This is a genomic window from Pseudomonas sp. K2I15 (assembly GCF_002204795.1).
In the GTDB taxonomy this organism is placed as follows: Bacteria; Pseudomonadota; Gammaproteobacteria; order Pseudomonadales; family Pseudomonadaceae; genus Aquipseudomonas.
The window spans coordinates 16960-34297 of the sequence record NZ_NIXO01000046.1; the positions used below are offsets into that span (position 1 = coordinate 16960).

At 58.0% G+C, this 17338-nt stretch carries 20 protein-coding genes and 1 tRNA gene; 15 read left to right on the forward strand and 6 right to left on the reverse strand.

Annotation, left to right across the window (positions count from 1 at the left end; all coding sequences use genetic code 11):
- Nucleotides 1-16 precede the first annotated feature (16 nt).
- Nucleotides 17-322 carry a YkgJ family cysteine cluster protein gene (locus CEC48_RS23025; RefSeq protein ID WP_088425849.1) on the forward strand — a complete coding sequence of 102 codons (306 nt, stop codon included), beginning with the start codon at nt 17-19 and terminating at the stop codon, nt 320-322.
- 154 nt (nt 323-476) lie between these two features.
- Here CEC48_RS23025 and CEC48_RS23030 read toward each other — a convergent pair whose 3' ends face one another.
- From CEC48_RS23030 to hemA, 6 genes are all read right to left on the reverse strand, one after another.
- Nucleotides 477-995, reverse strand: coding sequence for an acyloxyacyl hydrolase (locus tag CEC48_RS23030; RefSeq protein ID WP_088425850.1), 519 nt, complete (start codon nt 993-995; stop codon nt 477-479).
- Nucleotides 996-1106: 111 nt separating this feature from the next.
- Complete coding sequence (gene murI, locus CEC48_RS23035; RefSeq protein WP_088425851.1) at nt 1107-1901, reverse strand: glutamate racemase; 795 nt, start codon at nt 1899-1901, stop codon at nt 1107-1109.
- The gene (locus CEC48_RS23040) at nt 1894-2649 is read right to left on the reverse strand and encodes a molybdopterin-synthase adenylyltransferase MoeB (RefSeq protein WP_088425852.1); all 756 of its coding nucleotides are present in this window, start codon (nt 2647-2649) and stop codon (nt 1894-1896) included. The genes murI and CEC48_RS23040 overlap by 8 nt, the downstream gene beginning before the upstream one ends.
- Nucleotides 2646-3473 (reverse strand): peptide chain release factor N(5)-glutamine methyltransferase, encoded by an 828-nt coding sequence (gene prmC, locus CEC48_RS23045; protein ID WP_088425853.1) that lies wholly within the window; start codon nt 3471-3473, stop codon nt 2646-2648. The genes CEC48_RS23040 and prmC overlap by 4 nt, the downstream gene beginning before the upstream one ends.
- Nucleotides 3474-4556: a peptide chain release factor 1 gene (prfA, locus tag CEC48_RS23050; RefSeq protein WP_088425854.1), complete on the reverse strand. Its 1083-nt coding sequence runs from the start codon at nt 4554-4556 to the stop codon at nt 3474-3476.
- The gene (hemA, locus tag CEC48_RS23055; RefSeq protein ID WP_088425855.1) at nt 4553-5842 is read right to left on the reverse strand and encodes a glutamyl-tRNA reductase; all 1290 of its coding nucleotides are present in this window, start codon (nt 5840-5842) and stop codon (nt 4553-4555) included. Before hemA ends, prfA begins: the two co-directional genes overlap by 4 nt.
- A 303-nt stretch (nt 5843-6145) precedes the next feature.
- Here hemA and CEC48_RS23060 point away from each other — a divergent pair, with 303 nt between their 5' ends.
- From CEC48_RS23060 to sctL, 14 genes are all read left to right on the forward strand, one after another.
- Nucleotides 6146-7870 carry a tetratricopeptide repeat protein gene (locus CEC48_RS23060; protein ID WP_088425856.1) on the forward strand — a complete coding sequence of 575 codons (1725 nt, stop codon included), beginning with the start codon at nt 6146-6148 and terminating at the stop codon, nt 7868-7870.
- 4 nt (nt 7871-7874) lie between these two features.
- The gene (lolB, locus tag CEC48_RS23065) at nt 7875-8492 is read left to right on the forward strand and encodes a lipoprotein insertase outer membrane protein LolB (RefSeq protein WP_063033130.1); all 618 of its coding nucleotides are present in this window, start codon (nt 7875-7877) and stop codon (nt 8490-8492) included.
- Nucleotide 8493: 1 nt separating this feature from the next.
- Complete coding sequence (gene ispE, locus CEC48_RS23070) at nt 8494-9345, forward strand: 4-(cytidine 5'-diphospho)-2-C-methyl-D-erythritol kinase (RefSeq protein ID WP_088425857.1); 852 nt, start codon at nt 8494-8496, stop codon at nt 9343-9345.
- 36 nt (nt 9346-9381) lie between these two features.
- Nucleotides 9382-9456: transfer RNA gene (locus tag CEC48_RS23075), tRNA-Gln, on the forward strand.
- A gap of 45 nt (nt 9457-9501) precedes the next feature.
- On the forward strand, nt 9502-10443 hold the full coding sequence (locus CEC48_RS23080) for a ribose-phosphate pyrophosphokinase (protein ID WP_003208392.1): 942 nt from the start codon (nt 9502-9504) through the stop codon (nt 10441-10443).
- 138 nt (nt 10444-10581) lie between these two features.
- Nucleotides 10582-11181 carry a 50S ribosomal protein L25/general stress protein Ctc gene (locus tag CEC48_RS23085; protein ID WP_088425858.1) on the forward strand — a complete coding sequence of 200 codons (600 nt, stop codon included), beginning with the start codon at nt 10582-10584 and terminating at the stop codon, nt 11179-11181.
- Between the two features lie 165 nt (nt 11182-11346).
- A complete protein-coding gene (pth, locus tag CEC48_RS23090; protein WP_003208389.1) occupies nt 11347-11931 on the forward strand; it encodes an aminoacyl-tRNA hydrolase in 585 nt (194 codons plus the stop codon).
- Nucleotides 11932-11954: 23 nt separating this feature from the next.
- A complete protein-coding gene (ychF, locus tag CEC48_RS23095) occupies nt 11955-13055 on the forward strand; it encodes a redox-regulated ATPase YchF (RefSeq protein WP_088425859.1) in 1101 nt (366 codons plus the stop codon).
- A gap of 421 nt (nt 13056-13476) precedes the next feature.
- Nucleotides 13477-14400, forward strand: a complete 924-nt coding sequence (locus CEC48_RS23100; RefSeq protein WP_088425860.1) for a sigma 54-interacting transcriptional regulator — start codon at nt 13477-13479, stop codon at nt 14398-14400.
- 224 nt (nt 14401-14624) lie between these two features.
- Nucleotides 14625-14846 carry a hypothetical protein gene (locus CEC48_RS31250; RefSeq protein ID WP_141099710.1) on the forward strand — a complete coding sequence of 74 codons (222 nt, stop codon included), beginning with the start codon at nt 14625-14627 and terminating at the stop codon, nt 14844-14846.
- Between the two features lie 2 nt (nt 14847-14848).
- Complete coding sequence (locus tag CEC48_RS31945) at nt 14849-15319, forward strand: hypothetical protein (protein WP_256579767.1); 471 nt, start codon at nt 14849-14851, stop codon at nt 15317-15319.
- Between the two features lie 6 nt (nt 15320-15325).
- Nucleotides 15326-16117: a type III secretion system inner membrane ring lipoprotein SctJ gene (gene sctJ / locus CEC48_RS23110; RefSeq protein WP_088425861.1), complete on the forward strand. Its 792-nt coding sequence runs from the start codon at nt 15326-15328 to the stop codon at nt 16115-16117.
- A complete protein-coding gene (locus CEC48_RS23115; protein WP_088425862.1) occupies nt 16114-16683 on the forward strand; it encodes a type III secretion protein in 570 nt (189 codons plus the stop codon). The genes sctJ and CEC48_RS23115 overlap by 4 nt, the downstream gene beginning before the upstream one ends.
- Complete coding sequence (gene sctL, locus CEC48_RS23120; RefSeq protein ID WP_088425863.1) at nt 16683-17258, forward strand: type III secretion system stator protein SctL; 576 nt, start codon at nt 16683-16685, stop codon at nt 17256-17258. The genes CEC48_RS23115 and sctL overlap by 1 nt, the downstream gene beginning before the upstream one ends.
- The last annotated feature ends 80 nt before the right edge of the window (nt 17259-17338 follow it).

The window sequence follows — 17338 nt, forward strand, 5'->3', positions numbered from 1 at the left end:
CTTACACTGCGCGCCTATGACCAACATCCCCCACACGCAAATCACCGAACCTGCCGTCACCTGCTCCACCTGCGCCGCGTGCTGCTGCCAGTTGGAAGTCATGCTGATCACCGACACCGGCGTGCCTGATCGTTTTATCGATACCGACGATTGGGGCGGCGAAGTCATGCTGCGCCTGGACGACGGCTGGTGCGCGGCGCTGGATCGCAACACGATGATGTGCACGATTTATGAGAAGCGACCGCTGATCTGCCGGGAGTTCGAGATGGGCGCGCCGGAGTGTATTGATGAGCGCCAGGGGATTGCGACGGTGTATCGATGATTTCGGGAACCCATGAGCAGCCAATGTGGGAGCGGGCTTGTGTGGGAGCGGGCTTGCTCGCGAAGGCGGTGGATCAGTCACCGAAATGATGGCTGACAAACCGCTTTCGCGAGCAAGCCCGCTCCCACAATGGTTTTGCAGTGTTCTTAAAAAACTAGAGTGGCATCGTGTAGTGCAGCGAATAGCTCTCGATACCGTCGTTATTGCTACTGATCCCGGCATTGGAGTAATGGGTGGCCCGAATGCCCACTTCACTCCCACCGACAAAGCGCAAGCCAAAGCCCAGTCGGTCTTCAAACTGGAACGCCTGGCCGATATTGTTGTCTTCAACCCGCGTGCGGGAGAACACCGCCACGCCGACCCCGGCCTCGATGTACGGTTTTACCTTTTCCCCGGCAAACTCATACACAAACACCGGCGAGAACGACAGGCTGCTGACACTGGCGCGCTTGTCACCGTCCCAGTAGGTGTAGGCGCCGCTCCAGTAACCGGTCAGGCGGCCAGTGTTGCTCTGCAACCAGCTTTTATCCCAATCCGACGTCAGCCCCAACCGATAGGTCATGGTCGAATCGCTGGTACTCCCCACTCCAAACTCCAGGCCTGCAGCCTGCGCCGAAAAAGAGTGCCCCAACATTGCGGCCGCAATCGCAGCCAAACAGAACAAGCGCTTCATAAGAAACATCCTTTCCGAACGAAGTTATATGATTTTGTACACACTAACTTGCTATAGAAGCTGCTGCCTAGACGGAAGTTCAGCGAAAAACGGTGCTATTTCACGTTTTTTTCACACGCCAAAACTACGCACAACACCGGGAGATTTCCATAGGGTCGGTAGGATATTTCTGAAGTGTTCTGGATCGCCGCTGGTCCAGAACTGCGCAGGCTGCGGATTGCCGATGGCCAGCAGTTCGCGATCACTCAAAAGACGCTGCAATTGACGCGCTACCGCAGCGCCCGTGTCGATCAGGATGATCGTCGGCGGGAGCATCTCGGCGAGCAATGGCTTGAGGAACGGATAGTGAGTGCAGCCGAGGATGATGGTATCGCAACCGGCCGCCATCAGCGGTTCGACGTAGCCTTGCAACAATTGGCGCAGGGCCGGGCTGCTCAGGTCGCCGGTTTCGATCAGTTCCACCAGGCCCGGGCACGGTTGGGTAATCACCCGCACGTCGGTGGCGAAACGATCGAGCAAGGCGGCGAACTTGGCGCTTTGCAGGGTGCCCGTGGTCGCCAGCACGCCGACCACGCCACTGCGGGTCGCGGCGGCGGCAGGTTTAACCGCCGGTTCCATGCCTACCAGCGGCCAGTCGGGGTAGTCCTGGCGCAAGTCGGCGACCGCAGCAACGGTGGCCGTGTTGCAGGCAATCACAAAGGCTTTGGCGCCTTTCTCACGGAAAAACTCCGCCACCCGTCGCGAACGATCAAGGATGAAGGCCGGGGTTTTCTCGCCGTAGGGAATGTGCCCGCCATCCGCCACGTACAGCAGCGACTCGTGGGGCAACAGCCGCTGAATTTCGTCCAGCACCGACAGGCCGCCGACACCGGAGTCGAACACACCAATTGGCGCGTTCTTAACCATGTTGGCTACCGCAGACGCTGCAACCGGGGTCGCGCTTGACTCGCAGCTCGCGAAAACGCGTGGTCAGGGCGTCGATCAACAACAGCCGCCCCACCAGTGGCTCGCCGAAACCGGCCAGCAACTTCAAGGCTTCCAGGGCTTGCAGGCTGCCGACCAAGCCCACCAGCGGGCCAATGACGCCGGCTTCGCTGCAGGTCAGTTCGGCTTCGCTGCCGTGCCCGTATAAACAGTGGTAGCACGGGCTTTCGGCGCGACGCGGGTCGAACACCGAGAGCTGGCCTTCCAGGCGAATCGCTGCACCGCTGACCAGAGGCTTGCCGGCGGCAACACAGGCGGCGTTTACCGCTTCGCGGGTGGAGAAGTTGTCGCTGCAATCGAGCACCACGTCGACCGCCGCCACGGCTGCCGCGAGGGAATCGGCGTCCAGTGCGCTGCGATGGGCGACCAACTGTATTTCAGGATTGATCGCGCTCAGGCGGCGAATCGCCGAGTCGACCTTGCTCACACCGACACTGTCGGTGTCATGGATGATCTGGCGTTGCAGGTTGGTCAGGTCGACGGTGTCGAAATCCGCCAAGTGCAGCTCACCCACACCCGCCGCCGCCAGGTACAACGCCACCGGCGAACCGAGGCCACCGAGCCCGACGATCAGCGCGCGGCTGTTTTTCAGGCGCAACTGGCCTTCGATGTCGACATGCTGCAACAGAATCTGTCGGCTATAGCGCAACAGCTCCTGATCATTCATCACGGCCGGCGCCCCAGGGTGATGCGTTCGTGGCCGCCGAGGTCGACGCGGCTGTGGACGTCTTCGAAGCCTTCGCCCAGCAGCAGGTCGCGTACGGCAGGCGCCTGGTCGTAACCGTGTTCCAGCAACAGCCAGCCCGCAGCGTCGAGGTGCGCAGGCGCCTGGACGATGATCAGCCGCAGGTCGTCCAGGCCGTCATGCCCGGCCACCAGCGCACTGGCCGGCTCAAAGCGCACATCACCGGCCACCAGATGGGGGTCGGTGTCGGCTATATAAGGCGGGTTGCTGATGATCAGATTGTAGGTGTGGCCTTCAAGGGCGCTGAACCAATGGCTGTTCAGCACCGTGGCGTTGTTCAGGTGCAGGCGCTGGCGGTTGCGCTCGGCCAGGGCCACGGCTTCCAGCACGCGGTCGACGGCAGTGACTTGCCAGGCCGGGCGTTCGCTGGCCAGGGCCAGGGCAATCGCACCGCTGCCGGTGCCCAGGTCGAGGACCTTGGCCGGTGTAGCAGGCAGCAATTCCAAAGCGGCTTCCACCAGCATCTCGGTTTCCGGGCGCGGGATCAGCGTGTGCGGTGCCACTTCCAGGTCGAGCTTCCAGAAGCCTTGCTGGCCGAGGATGTAGGCCACTGGCTCGCCGGTGCGGCGGCGTTGCAGGTACCCGCCAAAGGTCAGTGCGTCTTCGCTGCTGACGATTTTTTCTGGCCAGGTGTGCAGGTAACTGCGGGACTTGCCCAAGGCAGCCGCCAGTAACAATTCCACGTCCAGACGCGCAGTGGGCGAGTCCGGCAGGTCGGCGGCGCGTAACAGGCTGGCAATAATGGTCATTTATTCACCTATCGCCGCAAGCTGGTCGGCCTGGTATTCGGCCAACAATGGCTCGATGACCGCATCAACGCCACCGGCAAGGATTTCATCCAGGGAGTACAGCGTCAGGTTGACGCGGTGGTCGGTGACCCGGCCCTGGGCAAAGTTGTAGGTACGGATACGCTCGGACCGGTCGCCCGAACCCACCAGCAATTTACGTTCGCTGGCAATCGCGTTGGCGGCGGCGCTGGTTTGCTGGTCGTTAAGCTTGGCCGACAGCCAGGACATGGCCCGCGCACGGTTCTTGTGCTGGGAACGCTCTTCCTGACACTCCACCACGATGCCCGAAGGCAAGTGAGTGATACGAATCGCGGAGTCGGTCTTGTTGACGTGCTGACCACCGGCGCCCGATGAACGGTAGGTATCGACCCGCAGGTCCGACGGGTTGATCTCGATCGCTTCCTGCTCGTCCGGCTCGGGCAACACGGCCACGGTGCAGGCGGAGGTGTGGATACGGCCCTGGGATTCAGTCGCCGGAACCCGCTGTACGCGATGCACGCCAGACTCGAACTTGAGCTTGCCGTAGACATTCTCGCCTTCAACCCGGGCAATGACTTCTTTATAGCCGCCGTGCTCACCGATGTTCTCGGACAGGATCTCCACACGCCAACCGCGACGCTCGGCATACCGTGAATACATGCGGAACAGGTCGCCGGAGAAAATCGCCGCCTCGTCACCGCCGGTGCCGGCGCGGATTTCAAGGAACACGTTGCGCCCGTCGTTGGGGTCCTTGGGCAGCAGCATGCGTTGCAGGTCGCCTTCCAGTTCGATCAGCTTGTCCTTGGCTTCACGCACTTCTTCGACGGCCATTTCGCGCATGTCCGGGTCACTGTCCTTGAGCAGCGCCTGGGCGCCTTCGAGGTCAGCCTGAACCTTGAGCAACTGTATATAGGTGCTCACAATCGGCTCAACTTCCGCGTATTCCTTGGAATAGGTGCGGAACTTGGTTTGATCGGAGATGACCTCGCCATCGCCGAGCAAGGCGGTCAGTTCTTCGAAACGGTCCTGAAGGACGTCCAGTTTATTGAGCAGTGACGCTTTCATTGCGGTTTTTTATCCGAAGAGCTTTCTGTCGCGCCCTCACCGAGGGCAAAGAGTTCCTGGGCCATGGCCAGCGCATCAAGGCGGCCTTCGGCGGTAAGCTTTTTCAACTGGACACTGGGGGCGTGCAGCAATTTGTTGGTCAGGCCGCGCGCCAGTTGCATCAGCACTTCTTCAGCGCTGCTGCCGTTGGCGAGCATACGCTGGGCCTTGATCAATTCCTCGTCCCGCAGGCGTTCGCCTTGCTGACGATAAGCCTTGAGCACGTCCACCGCCGCCAGTTCACGCAGGCGCACCATGAAATCGTCGGCACCGGTGCTGACCATTTCCTCGGCGGCCTGGGCTGCGCCCTGGCGGCTCTTGAGGTTTTCGGCGACCACTTCGTGCAGGTCGTCGACACTGTAGAGGTAAACGTCGTCCAATTCGCCGACTTCAGGCTCGATATCCCGGGGAACGGCGATATCTACCATGAATATCGGCTTGTGCTTGCGCAGTTTCAGGGCGCTTTCCACCGCGCCCTTGCCCAGGATCGGCAACTGGCTGGCGGTGGAACTGATAACGATATCGCTGCGTACCAGTTCGGCCGGGATGTCGGAGAGCAACACCGCATGGGCACCGAACTGCTCGGCAAGAATGCTCGCTCGCTCCAGGGTACGGTTGGCGACCACGATACGCTTCACGCCCAGCTCATGCAGATGGCGGGCGACCAGGGTGATGGTCTCGCCGGCGCCGATCAGCAAGGCCTGGCTGCGTTGCAAGTCACTGAAAATCTGTTTGGCCAGGCTGACGGCGGCAAACGCCACGGACACCGGGTTTTCACCGATGGCGGTGTCGGTGCGCACCTGCTTGGCGGAGTTGAAGGTGGCCTGGAACAAGCGCCCCAGCAATGGGCCGATGGTACCGGCCTCGCGGGCCACGGCGTAGGCCGACTTCATCTGGCCGAGAATCTGCGGCTCGCCCAACACCAGCGAGTCGAGCCCGGAAGCGACGCGCATCATGTGACGAACTGCCGCATCCTCTTCGTGCACATAGGCGCTTTGGCGCAGCTCATCGAGGCTCAAATGGTGGTAATCGGCCAGCCAGCGCAGCACCACATCCGCTGAAAGATGTTCCTGCTCTATATAGAGCTCGCTGCGATTGCAGGTCGAAAGGATCGCAGCTTCGCGGCTGTCGGTGAGCCGGCAGAGCTGCTGCAAGGCCTCAACCAACTGCTCGGGAGTAAAAGCCACGCGCTCGCGGACGTCTACAGAAGCAGTCTTGTGGTTAATACCGAGTGCAAGGAAGGCCATTCAATATCGCTGATGATGTCGGGAAGCCGACAATTGTCCTACTTCGAATGATTCAGAACAACCACCGTAGGCTATTGTCCTAATGCCTTGTGTCTATAAAGGCATCCTGCAGGAGCGAGCTTGCTCGCGAAAAACCCTCAGACAACGCGTCAATCCAGAATGAACGCGTTATCGTTGGCGATCTTCGCGAGCAAGCTCGCTCCTACAGGGAAAGCAATAAGCGTATTACGGGCGCCCCGGTTATGTTTGGCCGAAGGCTTGTGTCATGATGATCCGACCGCAGGTTAGTCGTCCTCTTCCTATATGAATAGATCTTCCGCGTTGCTCCTTGCTTTTGTCTTCCTCAGCGGCTGCCAGGCCATGGCACCCGTGTCGCCGGACGGTACGCCGCCGGTAGAAGACAGCACCCCCGCCCCTGAAAAGCCCAAGGTTTATTCCTCGTTCAGTGAAGAGACGGTCTTCAGTCTGCTGAGCGCGGAGCTGGCCGGCCAGCGCAATCGTTTCGACATTGCCCTGGATAACTACGTGACCCAGGCCATCAATACTCAGGATCCGGGGATTTCGGAGCGTGCGTTTCGCATCGCCGAGTACCTGGGCGCCGATCAGGCCGCCCTGGACACCTCGCTGATCTGGGCGAAAAACGCCCCGGACGATCTCGAAGCGCAACGGGCAGCGGCCATTCAACTGGCCCGCGCCGGGCGCTATGACGACTCCATGGTGTATATGGAGAAAGTCCTGCAGGGCAAGGGTGACACGCATTTCGACTTCCTCGCCCTGTCGGCTGCCGACACCGATCAGGACACCCGCAACGGCCTGATGAAGAGTTTCGACCGCCTGCTGCAAAAACACCCGAACAACAGCCAGCTGATTTTCGGCAAGGCGCTGTTGCTGCAACAGGATGATGAGCCCGAGGCCGCGCTGAAGCTGCTGGAGCAACACCCGCCGGAAGACGGCGAAATAGCGCCGATCCTGCTGCGTGCCCGCCTGCTGCAAAACCTCAACCGCGGCAAGGAAGCGATCCCGCTGCTGGAAAAAAGCATCAAGAAGTACCCAGGCGACAAGCGCCTGCTGCTGACCTATGCGCGCACGCTGGTTGAACAGGACCGCATGGAAGACGCCAAGGTGCAGTTCGCCAACCTCGTCCAGCAATACCCGGACGACGACGAATTGCGTTACTCCCTGGCGCTGGTATGCCTGGAAGCCAAGGCGTGGGATGAGGCCAAGGGTTACCTGGAAGACCTGATCGCCCGCGAGAGCCACGTCGACTCCGCGCACCTGAACCTGGGCCGCATCGCTGAAGAGCGCAACGACCCGCAGGCCGCGCTGCTTGAGTATGCTCAGGTCGGTCCTGGCAATGATTACCTGCCGGCGCAGCTGCGCCAGGCCGATATCCTGATGAACAACGGCCGCACCGACGAGGCAGAAAAACGCCTGGCTGCCGCACGGGATGCCGAACCGGACTATGCGATTCAGCTGTACCTGATCCAGGCCGAGACCTTGTCGGCCAACAAGCAGGGCGATCGCGCCTGGAAAATCCTGCAGCAAGCCTTGCTGCAATACCCGGACGACCTGAACCTGCTGTACACCCGCGCCATGCAGGCAGAAAAACGCAATGATCTGGCGCAGATGGAAAAAGACCTGCGCCTGATCATCAAGCGCGACCCGGACAACGCCATGGCACTGAACGCCCTGGGTTACACCTTGTCCGACCGTACAACGCGTTACGCCGAAGCCAAGGAGCTGATTGAAAAGGCTCACCAGTTGAACCCGGAAGACCCGGCCGTACTCGACAGCCTCGGCTGGGTGAATTACCGCCTGGGCAACCTGGATGAAGCTGAACGCTTGCTGCGCCAGGCGCTGGAGCGCTTCCCCGACCAGGAAGTGGCCGCGCACCTGGGCGAAGTGCTCTGGGCCAATGGCAAACAGCGCGAAGCGCGACAAATCTGGGAGAAGTTCCTCAAGGAACAGCCCGAAAGCCCAATCCTGCGCAGCACCATCAAGCGCCTGACCGGATCCGAGACCCTTTAATTTTATGTTTTTGCGCCACGTCATCGTTTTCAGTTTTATCGCCCTGCTCGCCGGCTGTTCGGGCCTTGGTACCCGTGAATCTGTCGAAGGCCCGGGCAACCCGGCGCAATGGCAGCAGCACAAGGACCAACTGAGCAGCCTTGATGGCTGGCAGATCGAGGGCAAGGTCGGCATTCGTGCGCCGAAAGATTCGGGCAGCGGGACCTTGTTCTGGCTGCAACGCCAGGACTATTACGATATTCGCCTGTCTGGCCCGCTGGGCCGCGGGGCGGCACGCCTGACCGGGCGACCGGGGCAAGTAAGCCTGGAAGTGGCCAATCAGGGTCGCTTTGAGGCGCCGACGCCGGAAGCCCTGCTGGAAGAACAGATGGGCTGGAAGCTTCCCGTATCGCACCTCGTATGGTGGGTGCGCGGCCTTCCCGCACCCGACAGCAAGAGCCGCCTGAGCCTCAATGGCGACAGCCGCCTGGCATCGCTGGAGCAGGATGGCTGGCAGGTCGAGTACCTGAGTTATGTGCAACAGAACGGTTACTGGCTGCCCGAGCGCATCAAACTGCACGGCACCGACCTTGACGTCACGCTGGTGATCAAGGACTGGCAACCGCGCAAGCTGGGGCAGTGAGATGAACGAACAACGTCTGACCCTGCCCTCCCCGGCCAAACTCAATTTGATGCTGCACATTCTCGGTCGCCGTGACGACGGCTATCACGAGTTGCAGACTATTTTTCAGTTTCTCGACTACGGCGATGAGCTGACTTTCGCCGTTCGCGATGACGGCGTGATCCAACTGCACACCGAATTCGAAGGCGTGCCTCACGACAGCAACCTGATTGTGAAGGCCGCGAAAAAACTTCAGGAACAATCCGGTTGCCCATTGGGCATCGACATCTGGATCGAAAAAATCCTGCCCATGGGTGGCGGCATCGGCGGCGGCAGCTCAAATGCCGCGACGACTTTGCTCGGCCTGAATCACTTGTGGCAGCTGGGTTGGGACCACGATCGCCTGGCGGCGCTGGGCCTGACGCTCGGCGCAGACGTCCCGGTTTTCGTGCGTGGGCACGCCGCTTTTGCCGAAGGCGTGGGGGAGAAACTCACCCCTGTAGACCCCGAAGAGCCGTGGTATGTCGTGCTTGTTCCGCAAGTATCTGTAAGTACAGCAGAAATTTTTTCAGATCCACTGTTGACACGTAACTCTCCTCCCATTAAAGTGCGCCCCGTTCCCAAGGGAAACAGTCGAAATGACTGCTTACCGGTTGTAGCAAGGCGTTATCCAGATGTACGTAACGCTTTGAATTTGTTAGGTAATTTTACCGAAGCAAAATTAACCGGAACTGGAAGTTGTGTGTTTGGGGGCTTCCCAAGCAAAGCTGAAGCTGATAAAGTCTCGGCCCTTCTTACAGAGACCCTTACAGGGTTTGTAGCAAAGGGAAGCAACGTTTCGATGTTGCATCGCAAGCTGCAAAGTCTGCTCTAAAGGAACCGAGTACTGGGTACTCGTTGCAACAGATACAGGGGCGTCGCCAAGCGGTAAGGCAGCAGGTTTTGATCCTGCCATGCGTTGGTTCGAATCCAGCCGCCCCTGCCATTTTCTATACTCATCCAGGTTACCCTCAGCCTCTAGGTACTGCGCGTGTCCAAGATGATGGTCTTTACGGGGAATGCCAACCCCGATCTGGCTCGGCGTGTTGTACGTCAGCTGCATATCCCTCTCGGTGACATCTCTGTCGGTAAATTCTCCGACGGCGAAATTACAGCCGAGATCAATGAAAACGTTCGCGGTAAAGACGTCTTCATTATTCAGCCGACTTGCGCTCCGACCAACGATAACCTGATGGAACTCGTCGTGATGGCTGATGCCTTCCGCCGCTCCTCAGCGACTCGAATCACAGCTGTAATCCCTTACTTTGGTTATGCCCGTCAGGATCGCCGTCCGCGTTCTGCACGTGTGGCTATCAGCGCGAAAGTCGTTGCTGACATGCTGACCGTGGTAGGCATCGACCGTGTTCTCACGGTTGACCTGCACGCTGACCAAATCCAGGGGTTCTTCGATATTCCGGTAGATAACATCTACGGCTCCCCCGTCCTGGTGGATGACATCGAAGACCAGCGCTTTGAAAACCTGATGATCGTGTCCCCGGACATTGGTGGCGTCGTGCGTGCACGGGCTGTTGCCAAATCCCTGGGCGTTGATCTCGGGATCATCGACAAACGCCGTGAGAAAGCCAATCACTCTGAAGTGATGCATATCATCGGTGATGTCGAAGGGCGCACCTGTATTCTGGTCGATGACATGGTCGACACCGCCGGCACCCTGTGCCACGCGGCAAAAGCCTTGAAAGAGCACGGTGCAGCAAAAGTCTTCGCCTACTGCACACACCCTGTGCTGTCGGGCCGAGCGATCGAGAACATCGAGAACTCAATGCTGGACGAACTGGTGGTGACCAACACCATCCCGTTGTCCGCTGCAGCTCAAGCCTGTTCGCGTATCCGTCAACTGGATATCGCACCGGTAGTTGCCGAAGCGGTTCGCCGCATCAGCAACGAAGAATCGATCAGCGCGATGTTCCGTTAAGGGTCAAACCTTAACAGCATCAACCTGACGAAAAGCGCCCCGCCCCAGCATTCTGTTGGGGCGGGGCTTTTTTGCCCATATCGCCTTTAGCGCTGGTCGCAAACGCTAGGGCGAATATGGTTAATTTGGAGATACAACATGAACGAATTTACTTTGAATGCTGAACTGCGTTCCGACCTGGGGAAAGGTGCGAGCCGCCGCCTGCGTCGTCTCGCAAGCCTGGTTCCAGCTGTAGTTTACGGTGGCGAAAAAGCCCCTGAATCCATCAGCATGCTGGCTAAAGAAATCGCCAAACTGCTCGAAAACGACGCGGCCTACAGCCACATCATCGAGCTGAACGTTGGTGGTTCCAAGCAGAACGTCATCATCAAGGCACTGCAACGTCACCCAGCTAAAGGCCACGTGCTGCACGCTGACTTCGTACGCGTAGTAGCCGGTCAGAAACTGACCGCTATCGTGCCTGTGCACTTCGTTGGCGAAGCTGCTCCGATCAAGAAAGGCGGCGAAATCTCGCACGTTGTAGCCGAGATCGAAGTGACCTGCCTGCCGAAAGACCTGCCTGAGTTCATCGAAGTCGACCTGTCGGCTGCTGAAATCGGCGACATCGTCCACCTGTCCGACCTCAAAGCCCCTAAAGGCGTTGAGTTTGTCGCACTGGCTCACGGTGATGACAAAGCTGTTGCAAACGTACACGCTCCACGCGTTGCACCAGAAGCTGAAGAAGGCGCTGCAGAGTAATTCACTCTGTAATGCCGGAGCTTGAGGAAACATCGCGGACCGGAACGTAGCGAGAAAGCGGGCGAGAATGCGAAGTTGGCCTCTAACGGTTAATGAGTTTTTGTCGTCCACTTTCGCCGCACCCACGGCGATGTTATCCACAACTCCAAAGGAAGGGCCCCTGTCGTGACTGCCATTAAACTGATCGTTGGCCTGGGAAATCCAGGCGCCGAATACGAACAGACCCGGCATAACGCGGGGGCCCTTTTTGTTGAGCGCATCGCCCACGCCCAAGGCGTCAATCTTGTGGCCGATCGCAAATATTTTGGCCTGACCGGACGCTTTTCGCATCAGGGTCAGGATGTTCGTCTGTTGATTCCCACCACCTACATGAACCGCAGCGGCCAGGCTGTCGCGGCGCTTGCGGGCTTCTTCCGGATCAAACCCGAAGAAATCCTGGTGGCCCATGACGAACTTGACCTGCCACCCGGCGTTGCCAAGCTCAAGCAAGGCGGCGGCCATGGCGGGCATAATGGCCTGCGCGACATCATTGCGCAGTTGGGTAATCAGAATACGTTTTACCGCTTGCGGCTTGGCATTGGCCACCCGGGCGTTGCCAGTATGGTTTCAAATTTCGTCCTGGGTCGTGCGCCACGCGCCGAACAGGAAAAACTCGATGCCAGCATCGATTTTGCCCTCGGCGTGCTGCCGGATATCTTCGCCGGTGAATGGAACCGTGCGATGAAAAACCTGCACAGCCAGAAGGCCTGACTCTTTACCCGAGGGGAAACACCATGGGATTCAATTGCGGCATCGTCGGCCTACCTAACGTCGGCAAGTCCACCCTGTTCAACGCCCTGACCAAATCCGGTATTGCGGCGGAGAACTTCCCCTTCTGCACCATCGAACCGAACACCGGTATCGTGCCGATGCCCGATACACGCCTGGACGCCCTGGCGGCCATCGTGAATCCAAAGCGCATCCTGCCGACCACCATGGAGTTCGTCGACATCGCAGGCCTGGTAGCCGGCGCGTCGAAAGGTGAAGGCCTGGGCAACAAGTTCCTCGCCAACATCCGTGAGACCGATGCCATCGCCCACGTGGTCCGCTGCTTTGAAGACGAGAACGTGATTCACGTCTCCAACAGCGTCGACCCGAAACGCGACATCGAGATCATCGACCTGGAACTGATCTTCGCCGACCTCGACAGCTGCGAGAAGCAACTGCAAAAGGTCACGCGTAACGCCAAGGGCGGCGACAAGGACGCAGTGGTCCAGAAAGCCTTGCTGGAGCAGTTGATCGCGCACTTCACCCTGGGCAAGCCGGCACGCAGCCTGATGAAGAGCATGGGCACCGACGAAAAGACCGTGATCAAGGGCTTCCACCTGCTGACCACCAAGCCTGTGATGTACATCGCCAACGTGGCTGAAGACGGTTTCGAAAACAACCCGCTGCTCGACGTGGTCCTGGCCATTGCCGAAGAAGAAGGCGCGATCGTCGTTCCGGTGTGCAACAAGATCGAAGCGGAAATCGCCGAGCTGGAAGACGGCGAAGAGAAAGACATGTTCCTTGAGGCCCTGGGCCTGGAAGAGCCTGGTCTGAACCGTGTGATCCGCGCCGGCTACGAAATGCTTCACCTGCAGACCTACTTCACCGCCGGTGTTGAAGAAGTACGCGCCTGGACCGTCAAGGTCGGCGCCACTGCCCCGCAAGCGGCTGGCGTGATCCACACCGACTTCGAAAAAGGCTTTATCCGCGCCGAAGTTATCGCCTACAACGACTTCATCCAGTTCAAGGGTGAAGCCGGTGCCAAGGAAGCCGGTAAATGGCGCCTGGAAGGCAAGGAATACATCGTCAAGGATGGCGACGTGATGCACTTCCGTTTCAACGTTTAAGCATCACCTGCGGCCCATGCCGCAAAACGAAAAGCCGATGCCCTGCATCGGCTTTTTTGTGGGCGAACGCTTTTGAATTGAGCAAACAGGCACTACGACACATCCATTAACTTTATACATTAAAAAACAAAAACAATTAAAATCCCAGTTAACAACTGCCCGACATCAACAAAAGAACTCAAAATCAAAAAACCACGCCTACTTTAGGATTTATCTTGCCAACAATAAGAAAACAGACCTAATGAAACACTTGAGCTTTTGTTAATCCCGCCAACACTCATCAATTAAAAACGTGAGTACTCCACCTCCCATTGTTGACCAAGATGACAAAGTAGATAATTTCCGTTCTACTTTCAGGCATTCGAAAGGACTCAAACAGTCTTACAACCGTGATGCGATCCAATATTGGAGCAATAACAATATGTCGGTCTCCTATCACAATGAGGATGTAACGGACTCACCACTCGCCGAATGCCCCGCCATCGAAGCCACTATCCATAATACCGCCACACTTAATATCGATATGCTACTGCTGGGCGAAACCGGGACAGGTAAAGACACGTTGGCACAACGCATACATCTGTTGTCCCGCAGAAAGGGTAACTTTGTGGCCGTCAACTGCGCCGCAATACCCGAAAGCCTGGCTGAAAGCCAACTATTTGGTGTGAACAGCGGTGCCTATACCGGTGCGATGCAATCCCGGGCCGGGTTTGTCGAAGCCGCCCACCTGGGCACTTTGTACCTCGACGAAATTGACAGCATGCCGCTTAACTTGCAGGCCAAGTTGCTGCGAGTGCTGGAGTGCCGCGGCGTTGAACGGCTGGGCTCCACACGGTTTATCCCGGTGGATATGCGCGTTATCGCCTCCGCGCAGCAATCACTGCACGAGATGGTTGAACAAGGCGCCTTCAGGCGCGACCTGTACTTTCGCCTGAACGTTGTGGATATCCAGCTCCCGCCCCTGCGCGAACGCCGTGAGCGGATCGTGCCGTTGTTCTTGAACATGATTCGCGAAGAATCAGAGCACTTTAAGTGCCCCGCTCCCCCGCCGCCCGGTGCGCTGCTGCAACGATTACTGTGCCATGCCTGGCCAGGCAATGTCCGTGAACTGCGCTCGACGGCCAAGCGTTTTGTGTTGGGCTTGCCGCCGCTTTCAGATCCGGTGACGGGCCATCAGGAGACCGAAACCGGTCTCAAGGAACGGCTGCAGCAAATCGAGAAAACGCTGATTGAAGAGTCGTTGCGACGGCATGGGCGCAATGTGGATGTCGTGGCCGCTGAGTTGGGTGTTGCCAAACGCACGCTCTATTACCGGATGAAACAGCTGGAAATATCGCTGAGCTAAGGTCTCGAAAGCGGACACGTATGAATGTTTTTTCTTGGTTACTCATTGAAAAGCCAAACACATAACATTTTGAAATGCTCGTGTAAAAAACATAAGGAACCACTTTACTCTCGAACACCACACACTCGTAGGTTGGAGCAGGCCTACACCAGCAGCGCAAAGTATCGTTGATACTTAAACACCAGCCAATCATGCTTTAAACATTATAATTTTGGAGATTGACTATGAGTATTCCAAGCGGCTCCCCTTATGGTGGTATTGCAGGTCTTATGTCAGGTTTCGGTTCAGGTATCGGTTCTGGATTTGGATCTGGATCTGGATCTGGCTCATCCAGTTTGGAGAGCGAGTTTGAGAGATCGAAAGCTATCCAAACCGAGGGGCTACGTATGAGCAACGATTCCAAAAAACTTAACAACGTCACTACAGCGGCTAAAGAGCTTCGTTAAAAGTGCTCATCTCCCCCATTTTTTTAATCGGGGGAGATGTTCAAACTCACATCCGCTTTCTGAAAACTCAAAAACCATTATCAAAAAAATCACACGACAGGTTTTATATGCGCACGGAAGGAAATGCCCCATCAGGTCGTAATGCCTCCCAGGCCGCTTACGGAACACCCGACTTTTCAACCTCCAGTACCGATGTTGATTTTTTTAATTCAACACTTGAACGCTCATCACCGGCGATCACGGCAACGTCAAAACCTGGCGCAACCAACCTGTTGGCAGGCGCATCAGAACAGCTCATCAATTCAACAAATCGTCTGAACAAAAGCTTAAAGGCCATGAGCAACGACGCGAGCCTTGAGGATTTCAAAAAATACCCAAAAGAACTTTCAAACTCATTACTTCTATCGCAACTGTTAGTGAGAAGCCTGGGTAAAACCACCCAATGCATCGACAAAATCTGCAACCTGCAGTAGCAACGAATGAATCATCTTCCGCGCCTAGCGTTGCTTATATCCCTGATTTTTATGCTCAACGGTTGCAGTGACCGGGTCGAGCTCCATCGCCAACTCTCCGAGCAAGAGGCCAATGAGGTCATCGCGGAACTGGCAGACAAACATATCCGGGCGCAAAAAGTCCCCGCCAAGGATGGTGTTGTCGTGGCGGTCAACGCAGCCGACATCGGCCGTGCCGTACGCACCCTGGAAGCCGCCGGTCTGCCCCGGGTAGCCCGAACCACGCTGGGCGATACATTCCGCAAGGAGGGTGTTATCTCCACGCCGCTGGAAGAACGTGCCCGCTACATCTATGCCCTGTCTCAAGAGCTGGAGGCGACCTTATCCAACATCGACGGCGTGATCGTCGCCCGCGTGCACGTGGTGCTGCCTGAACGCATCGCGCCGGGAGAACCGGTGCAACCCGCATCGGCGTCGGTTTTCATCAAGCACGACCCACGGCTGGACCCCGATAACATCCGCGCACGCGTGCGCAGAATGGTCGCCAGCAGCATCCCGGGTATGACCACCGCGGTGGACAACCCGCAAAAACTCACGGTGATTTTCGTACCGGCGACGGCATATCAGGAACAGCAACGCCTGGCGTATTTCGGCCCGTTCCTGGTACCCGCCGATGACGTCGGCTTTTGGCGGGCCTGCGTTATGTTTTCGCTGGTCGGCTTGGTGCTGGCAGTGGTCGCCTTACTGTTCTTGCGCAATCGGCGACAGCAACTCTCGCAAGGCACGACTGTACCGGGCGAGCCGACGGCCCTCTCATGACGGTGAGTGAGCAGTTGGCGTGGGCCCAATGGTGGGCCTTTGCGTGGAAGTCCGCCCACGAAGACTGGAGAGCCGCCGACAAGTACCCCGCGATCAACGCGCTGTATCGCAGCAGGATGCTGGCCACAAGCACCCTGGCGGGAATTGCTCCCTGTTTGCCACCTGCCCCTCACCCCGCCGTGCTCAGGCTGGTCCTCGCCTCAACAGAACAACTCAACCTGTTGCTGGCGCTGATTCATAGCACCTTCAGCCCGGCAACCGCTGCGCCCTTGAGCGAAGCGCATCACCAATGGTGCATGCGTCTTTCCAAGGCCCTGCCCCCCGACATGCTATTGCCCAATGATGATCCGTTGCAGTTGCTGCGCAGTTGGGTAAAACCCGCAACCTGGCAGCGCCTTCGGTTGCGCTTCCCTTGTGAGCGGGTGCTTGAGATGGAAAAAAGAACCCTCTCATTCGAAAACGGCCACAGCCGGCTGAACACCCTCTGGCAAGCCGTTGTGTGGCGCATTACCGCAATGACCGGCGACAACCCGCTTCCCGGCTCAAGCGGGCAAGGAGATCAGTGATGCTCTGCCACCACAAGATTGAGTTGCACAACGGCGCCCCCGGGCTGCCACACACCCTGATCCCCCGGGAAACGCTTGCAGACTGGGCACAGGCCAACCAGCTGTTGAGCCGCGCCAATGCCCAGGCCGATGAGTTACTGCGCCAGGCTGAAGAACAATGTGAAGCGCTGCTGGAAAAAGCTGCGCTGGAGTTCTGGCAACGTGCCGACGCCCAGCTCAAGCGCTGGGAACGTGAGCGACAGGCGATGTGTGACAGCCTGGAACAGCACGCCACCTCGATCGCCAACCAGGCGATTCGCAGCCTGCTTGACGACACGGTCGCCCCCAAACGCCTGGCGGCCCTGCTGCAGCAATTGCTCACGAGCCAGGTCCCGAAGATCGACGCGATGCTGCTTTGTCACCCGCATGAAATCGAAGACGCAAGGCAGTACCTGACTCATCACGGGGCGACGTTTTGGACGCTTCACGCGGACGACACCCTCAGCCCACAAACCCTCGTACTGAAAACAGACGAGGGAGATTTTCGAATCAGTTGGAACGCAATGCTCGAAGCATTCTTCAACAACGGGCCTTAAAAACAGCGTCCGCGTTCAGCCCCGGCATTTCAAATAATTTCCCCGAGATGGAACTGATTGGCCAGTACCCACCACAACAA

Excerpts from the sequence above, each read along its gene's own strand:
- prmC (WP_088425853.1), bottom strand. The coding sequence starts at position 3,473 with ATGACCATTATTGCCAGCCTGTTACGCGCCGCCGACCTGCCGGACTCG.
- hemA (WP_088425855.1), bottom strand. The coding sequence starts at position 5,842 with ATGGCCTTCCTTGCACTCGGTATTAACCACAAGACTGCTTCTGTAGAC.
- sctJ (WP_088425861.1), top strand. The coding sequence starts at position 15,326 with ATGAATCATCTTCCGCGCCTAGCGTTGCTTATATCCCTGATTTTTATG.
- prfA (WP_088425854.1), bottom strand. The coding sequence starts at position 4,556 with ATGAAAGCGTCACTGCTCAATAAACTGGACGTCCTTCAGGACCGTTTC.
- CEC48_RS23100 (WP_088425860.1), top strand. The coding sequence starts at position 13,477 with ATGTCGGTCTCCTATCACAATGAGGATGTAACGGACTCACCACTCGCC.
- CEC48_RS23025 (WP_088425849.1), top strand. The coding sequence starts at position 17 with ATGACCAACATCCCCCACACGCAAATCACCGAACCTGCCGTCACCTGC.
- murI (WP_088425851.1), bottom strand. The coding sequence starts at position 1,901 with ATGGTTAAGAACGCGCCAATTGGTGTGTTCGACTCCGGTGTCGGCGGC.
- ispE (WP_088425857.1), top strand. The coding sequence starts at position 8,494 with ATGAACGAACAACGTCTGACCCTGCCCTCCCCGGCCAAACTCAATTTG.
- lolB (WP_063033130.1), top strand. The coding sequence starts at position 7,875 with ATGTTTTTGCGCCACGTCATCGTTTTCAGTTTTATCGCCCTGCTCGCC.
- CEC48_RS23115 (WP_088425862.1), top strand. The coding sequence starts at position 16,114 with ATGACGGTGAGTGAGCAGTTGGCGTGGGCCCAATGGTGGGCCTTTGCG.
- sctL (WP_088425863.1), top strand. The coding sequence starts at position 16,683 with ATGCTCTGCCACCACAAGATTGAGTTGCACAACGGCGCCCCCGGGCTG.
- CEC48_RS23060 (WP_088425856.1), top strand. The coding sequence starts at position 6,146 with ATGAATAGATCTTCCGCGTTGCTCCTTGCTTTTGTCTTCCTCAGCGGC.
- ychF (WP_088425859.1), top strand. The coding sequence starts at position 11,955 with ATGGGATTCAATTGCGGCATCGTCGGCCTACCTAACGTCGGCAAGTCC.
- CEC48_RS23085 (WP_088425858.1), top strand. The coding sequence starts at position 10,582 with ATGAACGAATTTACTTTGAATGCTGAACTGCGTTCCGACCTGGGGAAA.
- CEC48_RS23030 (WP_088425850.1), bottom strand. The coding sequence starts at position 995 with ATGAAGCGCTTGTTCTGTTTGGCTGCGATTGCGGCCGCAATGTTGGGG.
- CEC48_RS31250 (WP_141099710.1), top strand. The coding sequence starts at position 14,625 with ATGAGTATTCCAAGCGGCTCCCCTTATGGTGGTATTGCAGGTCTTATG.